The 13,163-nt window shown below is 65.5% G+C and carries 14 protein-coding genes; 8 read left to right on the forward strand and 6 right to left on the reverse strand.

Annotation, left to right across the window (positions count from 1 at the left end):
- Positions 1–43 precede the first annotated feature (43 nt).
- The 3 genes from K5X80_RS06845 to purM form a co-directional block, all read right to left on the reverse strand.
- A complete protein-coding gene (locus tag K5X80_RS06845; RefSeq protein WP_222560096.1) occupies positions 44–1,099 on the reverse strand; it encodes a hypothetical protein in 1,056 nt (351 codons plus the stop codon).
- Positions 1,100–1,431: 332 nt separating this feature from the next.
- On the reverse strand, positions 1,432–2,382 hold the full coding sequence (purN, locus tag K5X80_RS06850; protein ID WP_222560097.1) for a phosphoribosylglycinamide formyltransferase: 951 nt from the start codon (positions 2,380–2,382) through the stop codon (positions 1,432–1,434).
- Positions 2,383–2,448: 66 nt separating this feature from the next.
- A complete protein-coding gene (gene purM / locus K5X80_RS06855) occupies positions 2,449–3,543 on the reverse strand; it encodes a phosphoribosylformylglycinamidine cyclo-ligase (RefSeq protein ID WP_222560098.1) in 1,095 nt (364 codons plus the stop codon).
- Positions 3,544–3,612: 69 nt separating this feature from the next.
- Here purM and K5X80_RS06860 point away from each other — a divergent pair, with 69 nt between their 5' ends.
- The 5 genes from K5X80_RS06860 (at position 3,613) to K5X80_RS06880 (ending at position 7,895) form a co-directional block, all read left to right on the forward strand.
- Entirely contained in the window at positions 3,613–4,890 is a 1,278-nt protein-coding gene (locus tag K5X80_RS06860; RefSeq protein ID WP_222560099.1) for a hypothetical protein, read from the forward strand.
- 56 nt (positions 4,891–4,946) lie between these two features.
- Complete coding sequence (locus K5X80_RS06865; protein ID WP_222560100.1) at positions 4,947–5,549, forward strand: P-loop NTPase family protein; 603 nt, start codon at positions 4,947–4,949, stop codon at positions 5,547–5,549.
- 69 nt (positions 5,550–5,618) lie between these two features.
- Positions 5,619–6,329: a serine O-acetyltransferase EpsC gene (epsC, locus tag K5X80_RS06870; RefSeq protein ID WP_222560101.1), complete on the forward strand. Its 711-nt coding sequence runs from the start codon at positions 5,619–5,621 to the stop codon at positions 6,327–6,329.
- The gene (locus K5X80_RS06875) at positions 6,326–6,682 is read left to right on the forward strand and encodes a DUF2794 domain-containing protein (RefSeq protein ID WP_222560102.1); all 357 of its coding nucleotides are present in this window, start codon (positions 6,326–6,328) and stop codon (positions 6,680–6,682) included. The genes epsC and K5X80_RS06875 overlap by 4 nt, the downstream gene beginning before the upstream one ends.
- Positions 6,683–6,845: 163 nt before the next feature.
- The gene (locus K5X80_RS06880) at positions 6,846–7,895 is read left to right on the forward strand and encodes a substrate-binding domain-containing protein (RefSeq protein ID WP_222560103.1); all 1,050 of its coding nucleotides are present in this window, start codon (positions 6,846–6,848) and stop codon (positions 7,893–7,895) included.
- A 371-nt stretch (positions 7,896–8,266) separates the two neighbouring features.
- Here the strand turns inward: K5X80_RS06880 and K5X80_RS06885 are convergent, their stop codons facing one another.
- The 3 genes from K5X80_RS06885 to K5X80_RS06895 form a co-directional block, all read right to left on the reverse strand.
- Entirely contained in the window at positions 8,267–9,556 is a 1,290-nt protein-coding gene (locus K5X80_RS06885; protein WP_222560104.1) for a porin family protein, read from the reverse strand.
- 271 nt (positions 9,557–9,827) lie between these two features.
- On the reverse strand, positions 9,828–10,148 hold the full coding sequence (gene sugE / locus K5X80_RS06890; RefSeq protein WP_222560105.1) for a quaternary ammonium compound efflux SMR transporter SugE: 321 nt from the start codon (positions 10,146–10,148) through the stop codon (positions 9,828–9,830).
- An 83-nt stretch (positions 10,149–10,231) separates the two neighbouring features.
- Positions 10,232–10,948 (reverse strand): HAD-IA family hydrolase, encoded by a 717-nt coding sequence (locus K5X80_RS06895; protein WP_222560106.1) that lies wholly within the window; start codon positions 10,946–10,948, stop codon positions 10,232–10,234.
- 79 nt (positions 10,949–11,027) lie between these two features.
- Here K5X80_RS06895 and glmU point away from each other — a divergent pair, with 79 nt between their 5' ends.
- The 3 genes from glmU (at position 11,028) to K5X80_RS06910 (ending at position 13,160) form a co-directional block, all read left to right on the forward strand.
- Complete coding sequence (gene glmU / locus K5X80_RS06900) at positions 11,028–12,389, forward strand: bifunctional UDP-N-acetylglucosamine diphosphorylase/glucosamine-1-phosphate N-acetyltransferase GlmU (RefSeq protein ID WP_222560107.1); 1,362 nt, start codon at positions 11,028–11,030, stop codon at positions 12,387–12,389.
- Between the two features lie 146 nt (positions 12,390–12,535).
- Complete coding sequence (locus K5X80_RS06905) at positions 12,536–12,781, forward strand: ribbon-helix-helix domain-containing protein (RefSeq protein WP_222560108.1); 246 nt, start codon at positions 12,536–12,538, stop codon at positions 12,779–12,781.
- A 13-nt stretch (positions 12,782–12,794) separates the two neighbouring features.
- Complete coding sequence (locus K5X80_RS06910) at positions 12,795–13,160, forward strand: type II toxin-antitoxin system VapC family toxin (protein WP_222560109.1); 366 nt, start codon at positions 12,795–12,797, stop codon at positions 13,158–13,160.
- Positions 13,161–13,163: the final 3 nt, after the last annotated feature.

A 13,163-nucleotide genomic window follows, 5' to 3' on the forward strand; every position in this document is an offset into this window, starting at 1 on the left:
AAAACACGCATAGGGCGTGCGAGCGGTGCGGGGCGCCCAGTCCCTAGCGCCGTTCCCGGGCATGGAAGGCAGGATGATCGGCCACGGCAAAGCCGCGCGTGGGCCCGGCGATGATCCGGGCCAAGGCCGAAGTTGACACGGTTGACACGGTACAGGGGGTGAATGCGGGGACGCCTGAAGGCACGGTTGCGGTGCTCCCTTCGCTATCCCCGATAGCCCCTTCTGCGCCATTCCCCTCGCCTCTTTCGTCATTCCCGCGCAGGCGGGAATCCAGTTCTGCCGTCGCCTCTGGATCCCCGCCTGCGCGGGGATGACGAAGAGCAAGCAAGGCGGAGTGACCCATGGCCTTGACCGCCGCTTCTTCGGGCGTGGCCAATCCATCCACCAGGGCATAGGCTTCGGCACACCAGGCATCCCACTGCGCCGCGGCGTCCGCCCCCGCCGTCTCGCGCACGGCGAAATAGGCCGCGTCCTCCCGCTGCCAGAGCGGCACGGCGCTCTCATCGGCATCTGCTCCGTCCGCGTCATCCTCGGGTGCGCTGCCGTCCCACGCCTCGTCCTCATCCTCATCGCCGTGGAACAGCCGCTGCTCGGCCTCTGCCACCGCCCGCGCAATCGCCTGCTCGCGCGGCAACGGCAGAGCATCCTCGCCCGCCAGCCCCTCGGGGCACGGCGCCCCGGCCAGCACGGCCAGCAGATCGTCGAACCGCCCGGCATCGCGCTGCGCCGCGCGGTTCTCTGCCATCCGGTCGAGCCGGGCGAGATGCGCCAGCAGCAGTCGGGTGTCGTACCTGCGCCGCGTGCCCACCTGTTCGCCGCGATAATAGACCGGTTCTTCCACCCCATCGATGGCGCGGGCGGCCAGCACCTGTTCGCCATGATCGTGCGCCAGCACCAGCGCCGCCGCCCATCCGCGCGCGAACAGCGGATCGCGCCGCCGCAGGCGATAGGCCGCTTCGGCCGAGAGCCCGACATGGGCGCAGGCGGCGCGGACATGGCCTTTCAGCGCAAGGTGTTCGAGAAACCGGGTCCGGGCGGCGGGCGTCCATCCGCGGGGCGAGACACCGGGGACCATGGGCGTGTTCGAAAGATCCGACATGATTCGCTGCTCCTCAACAGAACAAAAGGCGAATCGCATCTACTATGCACGGAGCTGCCTGTAGGACAGCGGTTTCTTGGGGAGGGAGGGGTGCCACCCCTCCACTCCTTCCCACCATCACCCGCTCAGCCTGAGCTTGTCGAAGGCCGCGCGATACGGTCGCCCTATAAGCTGATGTTGGCGCGCGACCTTCGACAAGCTCAGGTCGAACGGGGGTTGGAGAGTTCGACAGGCTCAGCCTGAGTGGGGTAGAAAGGTTTGGCGGGCTCAGGTCGGGCGGAAGGGGCGGGGCAGATCGTTCCGATTACGCACTCGATCCCGCCTGACGGGTCTCAGAACGCGTCCGCGGCGTCCATCAGGGTGGTGAGTTTCCTGGGGGCGACGGCGCGCCAGCTGCGGGCGAGCCAGTCGGCGATCGCGTCCCAATCGGTATCGCCGCAATCGAGGCGGATCGCGATCCAGCCGTCGCCGAAATAGGCGGGGCGGTAGTAGCGGTCCGGGTCCTGATCGATCAGCATCGCCTGTTCGTCCACGCCGCTGATCTTGACCAGCAGCGCCACTTTGCCGTCGCCATGGTGGTTGGCGGAAACGTAGGCGAATTTCTTGCCGCCCGCGATGCCGAAGCAGGCCATCCCGTGCGAAAGCACTTCGTCCGCTTCGGGCAGGGCCATGGCGCGGGTGCGGACCTGTTCGGTCAGCCACTGCGGATCGCGCGCGCGGGACACCAGCGCGGCAAGGCAGCGGGAATAGAGCTGGTGTTCGGCGATCAGCACGCGCGCGGCGAGAGTGTCGGCGGTGTCGCCCGGCAGAATCGCGACCGGCGTCTGGCCGAGGATCGGCCCTTCGTCGAGATCGACCGTGACGAGATGCACGGTGCAGCCGCCGTGGCTGTCGCCCGCTTCCAGCGCGCGGTCATGCGTATGCAGGCCGGTGTACTTGGGCAGCAGCGACGGGTGGATATTGACCATCCGATCCGCCCATCCGGCGACGAAGCCGGGGGTGAGAATGCGCATGTAGCCCGCCAGCGCGACATATTCCGCCCCGCTGGCGCGGATCGCCGCGTCCATCGCCGCATCGTGCGCGGCGCGGTCCATGCCCTTGTGCGAAAGGGCGAAGGTGGGCACGCCTTCGGCTTCGGCCAGCCTGAGCCCGCCCGCCGCCGGATCGTTGCTGGCCACCAGCACGATCTCGTAAGGCGCGCCGGGCTGGCGGCTGGCATAGAGCAGTGCGGCCATATTGGTGCCGCTGCCGGAAATCAGGACGGCGACTTTGGCGGGGGTCATGGCCGTTTCAATCTCCTGTAGCAGGCATGCCGGGCGAGAGGTGCTGCAACGCGAGCGCGGCGAGGGTTACCCCTCGTGCGTCGCGCTCCAATCGCTCTTGGCGCTCCACGTCCCGGCGTTGCCGCGCACGGTGCAGCCCCGCGTACCGGCAATGATTTCACCGATACGGTACACGGTTTCGCCCGAATTCACCAATTCGGCGGTAACCTCCGCAACCTGTTCGGGGCGCACCGCCAGCACCATGCCGATGCCGCAGTTGAACGTGCGGGCCATTTCCTCCGGCTCGATATGGCCCTGTGCCTGCAGGAACGCCATCAGCCGGGGCTGGTCCCAGCGGTCCACGTCGATCACCGCATGGGCGCCTTCGGGCAGCACGCGGGGCACGTTTTCGAGCAGGCCGCCGCCGGTGATATGGGCGAGCGCGTCGATCCTGCCGCTGCGGATCACGGGCAGCAGGCTTTTCACATAGATGCGCGTCGGTTCGATCAACGCGTCGATCAGCAGCACGTCCTGGTCGAACAGAGCCGGGCGGTCGAGCTTCCAGCCCTTGTCCGCGGCAAGGCGGCGGACCAGCGAATAGCCGTTGGAATGGACGCCCGAACTGGCGAGGCCGAGCAGGACATGGCCGGGCGCGACCTTGTCGCCGGTCAACTGCTGGCCGCGTTCCACCGCGCCGACGCAGAATCCGGCGAGATCGTAATCGCCCGCTGCGTACATGCCCGGCATTTCGGCGGTTTCGCCGCCGATCAGCGCGCAGCCCGCGATCCGGCAGCCTTCCGCGATCCCGGCGATGACCCGTTCGGCCACGCCGTTGTCGAGCTTGCCGGTGGCGAAATAGTCGAGGAAGAACAGCGGTTCGGCGCCTTGCACGATCAGATCGTTGACGCACATGGCGACCAGATCGATGCCGATCGCGTCGTGCCGGTCATGGTCGATCGCCAGTTTGACCTTGGTGCCCACGCCGTCGTTCGCGGCCACCAGCAGCGGATCGGTATACCCGGCCGCTTTCGGATCGAAGAAGCCGCCGAAGCCGCCCAGTTCGGCATCGGCGCCGGGGCGGGCGGTGGCCTTGACCAGCGGGCCGATGGCTTTGACCAGCGCGTTTCCGGCCGCAATCGAAACGCCTGCTTTGGCGTAGCTATAGGATGTCTCGTCGCTCATGTGGCGCGCCTAACGCTTTCCGGCTTGGAAATCCAAGCTTGTTTGGGCAAAAGGCATCCAGTTTTCCCCATGGCCCATTCTCTCACCGCCCCTCTTGCCGCCCCAAGCCGCCGCCCGGTCCTCTGGATCGGCCTTGCCGTGCTGGCGATTCTCCTCGTTTTTCTGGGGCGCGCGGCGCTTCAGGCGCAGGTCGAAGGGGATCGCGGCATCGCCCCGGTGATGAGCAGCGGCGACATTTCCATCGGCGGAATCGCAGTCGACACGCGCGGCAAAACGGCGATGGAAGCGCGCGAGAACGGCTGGAAAATGGCGCAAAAGCTCGCCTGGGAAAAGCTGAACGGGCCGGCCATGCCCGATTCGCAGATCGATTCGATGGTCTCCGCCGTCGTGGTCGAGAAAGAGCAGATCGGCCCCCATCGCTATATCGCCACGCTCGGCGTGGTGTTCGACCGCACCCGCGCGGGCCAGTTCCTCGGCGGCGGCGGGCCGCTGTCGCGCTCCGCGCCGATGCTGCTGATCCCGGTGCTCGATTCGGGCGGGGCGCAGACGGTGTTCGAAGTGCGCAATCCGTGGCAGAAGGCCTGGGCCGAATTCCAGACCGGGGCCAGCGCGATCGATTATGTCCGCCCTTCGGGCGCGGGGAGCGATTCGCTGCTGCTGACCAACGGCCAGGTCAGCCGCCGCAGCCGCCTGTGGTGGACCAATGTGCTCGACCAGTTTTCCGCCGCCAACGTGCTGATGGCGGTGGCGCGGCTCGAACGCAAATGGCCCGGCGGCCCGGTGACGGGCCATTTCACCGCCCGCCTCGGGCCGGACAGCCGCTATCTCGACAGTTTCACGCTGACCGCGAAAGACGAAGCCGGGGTGCCGGGCATGCTCCAGCAGGCGCTCGGCCGGTTTGACGCGATCTATACCCAGGCCCTGCAAAGCGGGCTGTTGCAGCCCGATCCGACGCTGCGGGCGCAGAATATCCAGCTCGATCCGGTGCTCGCTGCGCTGATCGACGCGGGCCGCCGCGCGCAGGCCGCCAGCTTGATGCCCGAAGACGCGGTGTCGGTGGCCGTGCCGCTGACCGACACGCCCCCCCCGGCCGCCGCGACGCAGCGCCCCACGGCGACCTTCACCGTCCAGTTCACGTCGCCCGACGCCAATTCGGTCGATGCGGCGCTGGGTTCGGTGCGCGGGGCCGCGGGTGTCCAGGGCGCATCGACATCGAGCATCGCCATCGGCGGCGTTTCGGTGATGCGCGTGACATATGGCGGCAGCCTGGCCGAACTGGCCGCGGCCCTGCGCGCGCGGGGCTGGCAGGTGACCGAAGGCCAGAACGCGCTGAGCATTCGCCGCTGACCGTTCGCGGCGAAGGCGGCAGGAGCAATGGCGACACGGGGCATGGGCCGGGCAGCATGAAGCAGATCGCATTGCCTTTGCGGGCCGGACCCGGCGCCGATGCGCAGCGGATCGTGATCGGATCGGCCAACGCCGCGATTGCCGAAGCGCTGGGCACGCCCGAAAACTGGCCGTTCCGCACCGCCGTGCTCACCGGCCCGCCCCGTTCGGGCAAATCGCTGCTGGCCCGCTGGTTCGCCGGGCAGGGGCTGGGCGAAGCGCTTGACGATGTGGAGCGGATGGACGAGACCGACCTGTTCCACCGCTGGAACCGGGCACAGGAACAGGGGACGCCGCTGCTGCTGGTCGCCAATGGGGCGAACTGGACCATCGGCCTGCCCGATCTGCGTTCGCGCATCGGCGCGGCGCTGCATCTCGCCGTCGGTGCGCCGGATGATGAGATGGTGGCCGCGCTGATCGCGGCCCATGCCGAACAATGCGGCCTTGTGCTGGGCGAGGACGCTCTTATCTACCTCACGCCGCGGGTGGAACGCAGCTTTGCAGGCATCGAGCGACTGGTCGCCACGATCGACCGGATCAGTCTCGAACGCAAGCAACCGGCGACGCAGGCGGTCTGGCGCGATGCGCTGGCGGCAGTGGGCGCGGCCCCGTCGCTCTAGGGCTTCGGCCCTCGGAGAAGGCGGCCTTGCTTGCCTTGGTAATGTTTTGGTGCGAGAATCGGGGTTCTGATGGTCCATAACCTGTTCGAATATCTGGACTCGATCCGCGCGCGCGATCCGGCGCCCCGTTCGCGCTGGGAAGTGCTGCTCTATCCGGGGGTTCTCGCGCTCGGGCTGCACCGCGTGTCGCACTGGCTCTATGGCGGCGGGCTCTATTTCGCGGCCCGTCTGGTCAATCACACCTCGCGCTGGATGACCGGGATCGACATCCACCCCGGTGCGGTGATCGGCCGCCACCTGTTTATCGATCACGGCTTCGTGACCATCGGCGAAACCGCCGAAATCGGCGATAACGTGACGATCTATCCCTGCGTCACGCTGGGCGGCACCAACCCGACCAACGGCGTCGCGGGCAAGCGCCATCCCACTTTGCGCAACGATGTGATCGTCGGTTCGGGGGCGCAGATCCTCGGCCCGATCGTGGTCGGCGAACGCGCCCGCATCGGCGCCAACGCCGTGGTGACGGACGATGTCCCCGAAGGCGCCACCATGGTCGGCTTCAAGGCGCGGTCCACGTTGGTCCCGGTGGAAGAATGGCTGCGCGAATTCGTGCCTTACGGCACCCCGTGCAAGGAACCGTGCGAACCCGGCCCCAACCGGGTGGAGGAACTGGAACAGCAGTTGGCCGATCTCAAGGCGGAACTGGAACTGCTGCGCACGATGGTCGACCGCGCGGAAACCGAAGTCGGTGAGCTTCGCCATGGTGAGGCTGGCGGTTGACGGGCCCCGGTCACAAGGCGGCGGTCGTGGCCTTTCCGGGCCGCCCGCCTTCCCAGATCGGTTTCGACAGGCGCGAACTCAATCGCATTCTCGATCTTTACGGTCGTATGGTCGCCGCCGGGCAATGGCGCGATTATGCCATGGATTTCGAACGCGAAGTGGCTGCGTTCTCCGCTTTTCGCCGCACGTCCGAACGGCCGGAAATCCGCATCGAGAAACGCCCAGCGCTGCACACGCGGCAGGGCATGTGGGCGCTGTTCGGTGAAGCCGGGCAAGTGCTGAAGCGCGGGCACGAACTGCCCGGCATCCTCGCCCCACTGGAGCGGCGCCTGCTCAAAATCGTCGAGGAGTGACGGTCAGGGACGGCCCCCGCATTGCCCATAAGTCGCCCGCCGAGCGAAGAACCGCCATTGTGACGGCGCCTGTCACACCATGGTCACTGCACTGTCATGCACCGTGCCTAGCGCGGCTCGTCGCCTCCGAAGGGGAGGCGAATCGAACGCATTGGGTGCGACTATGAAAATTGCCTTGAAGACCCTTTTGATCGCGGCAACCGCCGCTTCCGTGGCGGCGGGGGCCGCCACCGCGCATGCGCAGACCCGCCAGAATATCCGCGTGGTCGGCTCCTCGACGGTCTATCCGTTCACCAAGGCCGTTGCCGAACGCTTCGCCGCGGCGAACCGGGGCGCCTCGACGCCGATCGTGGAATCGACCGGCACCGGCGGCGGCGCCAAGCTGTTCTGTGCCGGGCTGGGCGCCCAGCACCCGGACATTCTCAACGCCTCGCGCCGGATCAAGCTGTCCGAATTCAGGACCTGCGCCGCCAACGGGGTGACCCAGATCACCGAAATCCAGGTCGGGCTCGACGGGATCACGCTGGCCGAGGCCAAGGGCGGCCTGCTGCGGAACGTCAATCTCAAGGATATCTACGAAGCGATTGCCGCCAATCCTTACGGCAGGCCGAACCGCGCAAAGACCTGGAAGGACGTGAACCCCAGCCTGCCCGCTGTTCCGATCCAGGTCTATGGCCCGCCGTCAACCAGCGGCACGCGCTCGTCCATCGAAGACCTGTTCATGGAACCGGCCTGCGCCGCCAATCCCGCGATGCAGGCGCTCAAGAAGACGAACGAAGCGGAATTCAACCGCACCTGCAAGACGATCCGCAGCGACGGCGCCTATATCGACGCGGGTGAAAACGACAATCTGATCGTGCGCAAGCTGGCGGCCAATCCGAACGCTGTCGGCCTGTTCGGCTACAGCTATCTGGAAGAGAACCTCGGCAAGCTGAAAGGCGTGGCGGTGGATGGGGTGCAGCCCAGCTATCAGACGATCAGTTCGTTCCGCTATCCGGGCGCGCGGGCGCTGTACATCTATGTCAAGAATGCCCACGTGAAAGCCATTCCGGGGATGCGCCAGTTCGTTGCCGAATACGTCAAGGAAACGACGTTCGGCCCCGCCGGATACCTCAAGACGCATGGGCTGGTGTCATCGCCCGCCGCCGCGCGCCAGCGCGCCACGCGGGCCGGCGCCGCGCTGACACCGATGACCGCCGCAGGCCTCAAGTAAGCCATCGCAGCGGCAAGGGCGGTGCGCCATGGCGGCGCACCGCCCTTTTTCGTGTTCCGAACGCGCTGCCCGGTGCAGCGCGTTTTGCGTTTGGGGGAAGGCGGGTGTCTCGCTTGCCCTGCGCTAAACTTCAGGCACACTTCTCCCACCCCGTTCGGCCTGAGCCTGTCGAAGGCCGCGCGCCAAGCCCCAGCCCGCGGGGCAACCCTTAGTGGCCGAGATGTGACAGGCTCCGATCGGGCGGATCGGTATTTGCGGACGTGCCCTCTCAAAAAAGAAAACCGCCCGCCGGCCCCCCAACGGGCCCGGCGGGCGGTGTGCAAGGTGTGCTGGCGGCCGCGGGAGGGTAAGGCTGAGCCGCCAGCGCAGGCTCAGAAGCGGAATTGACCGTAAAGGCCGAATTCGTCCTGCTTGCCATTGGCGTAAACCGCGCTGTCGGTGAAATCGCCACCGCTGAAGCCGTTGTCGCCGTTGTAGTGCTTGTAGATCAGCGCAAGGTCGACGATTTTCGCCGGGCTGTACTGCACGCCGACATTGAACATATTGGCCTTGCGCGAAGGCGCGGTGTCCTTGTTCGGCTTGAGCCAGTCGTAGCGGCCGAACAGGCTCCACTTGTCCACCGGCGAGACCGAGGCGAACACCGAATAGCCCTCGGCCTTGTCTTCGGGCGAAGTGGTCTTCACTTTCCAGTTCTTCGCGGTGAAGTATTCGCCGCCCACGGTCACCGGAATGCCGCCCAGCTTGTCCTTGTATGCCAGCAGGGCGTTGAAACGCTTGGCGGTGCGGTACGAACCGGTCGTGGTGTCGGTGTCGTTGCCGAGCTTGCCGGTGTAACCGCCGACGGCCGCGTTGAAGCCCTTGTAAGCCAGCGACAGGCGGCCTTCGAGATCGACCGTGTTGGTGAACTTGGGATCGCGGTAGCCGCCGCCGTCAACCGCGGAAACCTGATAGCTGACCACGCCGCCCGCCAGATCGCCGCCGACATGCACGCCCCAGTCGGCCGACGTGCCATAGCCGAACAGATCGGTGACGGTCTTTTCGATGTGGCGATAGCCGTAGAGGCCTTCGACATAGGGAATCCATGGCATGTCGGTCGCGCCGAGCGAGACGTTCAGCGCCTTGTCGAGCTTGGCCTTGAGGAACGCCTTCTTGACATAGAAGCCCTTGCCGACGTTCTTGCCCGACGTGTTGGCGACGTTGTCGATGTCCATCGTCACATTGCCGGAGAACGTGTCGTCGAACTTGTGATCGATGCCGACATAGAAGCGCTTGATCTGGAAACCGCCCTGATCCTGCACTTTGGCGCCGTCATACTTGTTGGAAATGTTGCTGACGTTGAAATACATGCGGCCGCTGATCTTGGTGTCGGCGGCCCATTTCATCGCATCGGCCAGCTTGGAGGGCTTTTCCGCTGCGGCCAGCGCCTGATCCGCCTTGGCGGCGGTGGCTTGCGCTGCGGCCTGCGCCTGTGCCTGGGTGGCGGCCTGCTGATCGACCTGCGATTTCAGCGCATCGAGTTGCGCCTGCATTTCGGTCAGCTTCTGCAAGGCGGCCTGCAACTGCTGCTGGGTGGCGGTATCGCCGGAAGCGGCCATGACCGCCTGCGGGGTGGAAAGCGCGACTGCCACTGCGGCAAGCGCGATAGAAGAACGAAAACGCATTGTGACGGGGCTCCCTGTTTGTCGCCTGGACTTGTCGAGGAGCGCCCTATGCATCCCATGTTACAGTAATGTGATGCGGCGGCCGGGATTCTGGCCGACAGCGGAGATCGCGATGATCCCACTGAAAACGGATGGATAATTTTGCCACACCGGCCGTGCCAACTGTTCGCTTATCGGTGGGAGACGGGCGTTTTCAGGTTACCCCGGATTCGCCGTGTCCTGAAAACGGGCCGCGAATCCGGAAGGGCGGGTCGCGCCTTCGTGCGAAAGGTCAGGCGGGGGTGGCCAGTTTCATCAGCACCAGCCCGCCGAGAATCAGCGCCGCCGCAAGCAGGCGCAGCGCGTTGGCCGGTTCGTTCAGGAACACGATGCCGACAATGAACGCGCCCACCGCGCCAATGCCGGTCCACACCGTGTAGGCGGTGCCCAGCGGCAGATGGCGCATTGCCCAGGCGAGCAGGCCGAAGCTGGCGGTCATCGTCACCAGCGTGATCAGCGTCGGCCACAGGCGGGTGAAGCCCGCCGATTGTTTCATCGAAAAGGCCCAGACCACTTCGAGCAGGCCAGCGACAATGAGAGCAAACCACGCCACGACAACCTCCTGTTACAAGCTGCCGGGCCGTCCCGGACCTGAACCCGCGAAGGGGGAGGACGTGGCCTCGCTTGCCGGGGCCTCTAGACCGGGCATTCGCCGGAGGCAACCGGGCGCGGCGCCATGGCGCGCAGCGCGGGCAGCAGTTCGTCGAAATGGCCGATCACATGGTCCGCGCCCAGTTCGTGAGGCGGTTTGTCGTTAAGGCCAAACGCCACGCCGACGCAGGGAATGCCCGCGGCATGGGCGGCGGCCACATCGATTGTGGTATCGCCGACAAACGCCGCCGTCCCCCCGCCGCAGCGGGCGATCATTTCGCGAATCGGATCGGCGGCGGGCTTGCTGCGGCCGGGGCCCATGGTGTCGCCGCCGATCACGGTGGCGAAGCGTTCGGTCAGGCCGATCTGGTCGAGCAGCGAACGGGCGAACTTTTCGAACTTGTTGGTCACCACGGCGATCCGGCAGCCTTGTGCGGCGAGTGCATCGAGCATGGCGATACAACCGGGGTAGGGCCGTGTATGGACCGCGAGATTCGCTTCGTAAAAAGTCAGCAATTCCTTGTACACGGGCTTGAAACTTTCTTCGTCCATCCCGCCTTCGACAATCAGCGCGCGTTCGAGCATGCGCCGCACCCCGCGCCCGACGAGAGGGCGAATGCCTTCGAGCGGGATCGGGTCGCGCCCGGCGAACACCAGCGCATGATTGAGCGCGATGCACAGATCATGGGAGGAATCGACCAGCGTGCCGTCAAGATCGAAGCCGACGATGGCGAAGGGGAAATCGGAAGCTGCCATGTTCATGGCCCAGGCACCTGCCTGTCCGCTGTGGAAACTGCAAGCCTTTGCTGGCATGGCGTGCGCCACATGATAGGATCGAACCATGAGTGATATTGCCGCCATCATCCTTGCCGCGGGCAAGGGAACCCGCATGAAAAGCGACACCCACAAAGTGCTGCATCCGGTCGCCGGACGGCCGATGCTGCTGCATCTGATGGATGCGGTGGACGCGCTGGAACCGGCGGCCAAAGTCGTGGTGGTGGGCGACAAGGCCGACCAGCTCGAAAAGGCGCTGGGCGGCAGCGCCACTCTGGTGCGGCAGGAACCGCAGCTTGGCACCGGCCATGCGGTGCAGCAGGCGGAACAGGCGCTGGCCGGGTTTTCCGGCGATGTGCTGATTCTCTATGGCGATGTGCCGTTCGTGCCCACGTCCACGATGCGGGCGATGATCGACCGTCTCAACGGCGCCGATGCCCCGGCGGTGGTGGTGCTGACATTCCAGCCGGATGACACGCAGGCTTATGGCCGGGTGATCTGCGCGGATGAAGGCGCGGGCGACCGGATCGTGAAAATGGTCGAGCACAAGGACGCGAGCGAGGCCGAACGCGCGGTGCGCCGGTGCAATTCGGGCCTGATGGCGGTGAAAGCGAAAGACCTGTTCGCGCTGCTCGCCCGGGTGACGAACGACAACGCGGCGGGCGAATACTACCTGCCCGATATCGTCAATCTGGCGAATGATGACGGGCGCCATTCGGCGGTGGTCGATACCGATCCGTTCGATGTGTCGGGCATCAACAGCCGGGCGGAACTGGCCGCGATGGAACAGACCTGGCAGCAGCGCCGGCGCGCGGCGGCGATGGCCGATGGCGCCAGCCTGATCGCGCCCGAAACGGTGTGGTTCAGTTGGGATACCGAACTGGGCCGCGATGTCACGGTGGAACAGAACGTGGTGTTCGCCCCCGGGGTGAAAGTGGCGGACAACGTCCGCATCCGGGCCTTTTCGCATCTTGAGGGGGCAACGCTGGCCAGCGGCGCGGAAGTCGGCCCCTATGCCCGCCTGCGCCCCGGCGCGGTGCTGGAAGAAGGGGCGAAGATCGGCAATTTCGTCGAAATGAAGAAGGCCGTGCTGGGCAAGGGCGCCAAGGCCAACCACCTGACCTATCTCGGTGATGCCGAAGTGGGCGCGGGCGCCAATATCGGCGCGGGCACGATCACCTGCAATTACGACGGCTATTTCAAACATCAGACGGTGATCGGCGAACGGGCCTTCATTGGGTCCAACAGCGCGCTGGTCGCGCCGGTGAAAATCGGCGCCGATGCCATCGTCGCGGCGGGCAGCACCGTCACCCGCGATGTCGACGATGGCGAACTGCGGCTGGTGCGCGCGGAACAGTTGATGAAACCCGGCTGGGCGGACCGTTTCCACGATGCGATGAAAAAGAAGAAGCAGGCGGAGAAAGGCTGAGCGCGCGGTTGACGCGATATCATGATATGATATCTATATATCATGCTTTGCGTTCTTCCCCTTCTGCCCGCTGATGTGCGCCCATTGCGTGGCCGGATCGTAGCCCGGCGGCATGGGTTGTGGCGGACGTATCCGGGGGCGATGCGATGAGAATCCTGACTGATATTCCCGATGAAGATATCGAGAAGCTGGACGCGCTGGCATTGAAGACCAAGCGTTCGCGCGCGGCGGCGATCCGCGATGCGGTGAAGCTTTATCTTGTGCACAATGCCGACAACAAGAGCTGGATTGCCCGGGGGGCAGGCTATTGGAAAGGCCGGGCGGACATGGCTGATGCGGTGGAGTATCAGCGGATGATCCGCGAAGACCGCACGCCGTACGAAGATCTTTGAAGATCCCTGCTTCGTGGCCGATCCTTTCTTCGACACCAATATCCTGATCGACTGGCTATGGGGCCGCCCGCAGGCCATGGCTGAATTGTCGCGCTATCCGCGGCACCGCGTCAGCCGCATCGTGTGGACTGAGATACTGGCGGGCGAAACGCTGGAAAAGCGCGATATCGTTCAGGGAATCCTGTCGCCATTCGACGTTACCGAGATCGACGCCCGCATCGCCCTTGCCGCCGCCGATATTCGCCAGCGCACGAAAATGAAGCTGATGGATGCCTATATCCTCGCCACCGCGCAGGTGAACGGTGCGATCCTGGTTACACGCAATACTAAGGATTTCCCGGCAGAAATGCCCGGAATCCGTGTCCCTTACACGCTTTAGGAA

The sequence above is a fragment of the Caenibius sp. WL genome (assembly GCF_019803445.1).
GTDB lineage: Bacteria > Pseudomonadota > Alphaproteobacteria > Sphingomonadales > Sphingomonadaceae > Caenibius.

Excerpts from the sequence above, each read along its gene's own strand:
- K5X80_RS06860 (WP_222560099.1), top strand. The coding sequence starts at position 3,613 with ATGGCCCATTCTCTCACCGCCCCTCTTGCCGCCCCAAGCCGCCGCCCG.
- K5X80_RS06905 (WP_222560108.1), top strand. The coding sequence starts at position 12,536 with ATGAGAATCCTGACTGATATTCCCGATGAAGATATCGAGAAGCTGGAC.
- purM (WP_222560098.1), bottom strand. The coding sequence starts at position 3,543 with ATGAGCGACGAGACATCCTATAGCTACGCCAAAGCAGGCGTTTCGATT.
- K5X80_RS06845 (WP_222560096.1), bottom strand. The coding sequence starts at position 1,099 with ATGTCGGATCTTTCGAACACGCCCATGGTCCCCGGTGTCTCGCCCCGC.
- K5X80_RS06895 (WP_222560106.1), bottom strand. The coding sequence starts at position 10,948 with ATGAACATGGCAGCTTCCGATTTCCCCTTCGCCATCGTCGGCTTCGAT.
- glmU (WP_222560107.1), top strand. The coding sequence starts at position 11,028 with ATGAGTGATATTGCCGCCATCATCCTTGCCGCGGGCAAGGGAACCCGC.
- K5X80_RS06880 (WP_222560103.1), top strand. The coding sequence starts at position 6,846 with ATGAAAATTGCCTTGAAGACCCTTTTGATCGCGGCAACCGCCGCTTCC.
- K5X80_RS06865 (WP_222560100.1), top strand. The coding sequence starts at position 4,947 with ATGAAGCAGATCGCATTGCCTTTGCGGGCCGGACCCGGCGCCGATGCG.
- purN (WP_222560097.1), bottom strand. The coding sequence starts at position 2,382 with ATGACCCCCGCCAAAGTCGCCGTCCTGATTTCCGGCAGCGGCACCAAT.
- K5X80_RS06885 (WP_222560104.1), bottom strand. The coding sequence starts at position 9,556 with ATGCGTTTTCGTTCTTCTATCGCGCTTGCCGCAGTGGCAGTCGCGCTT.
- epsC (WP_222560101.1), top strand. The coding sequence starts at position 5,619 with ATGGTCCATAACCTGTTCGAATATCTGGACTCGATCCGCGCGCGCGAT.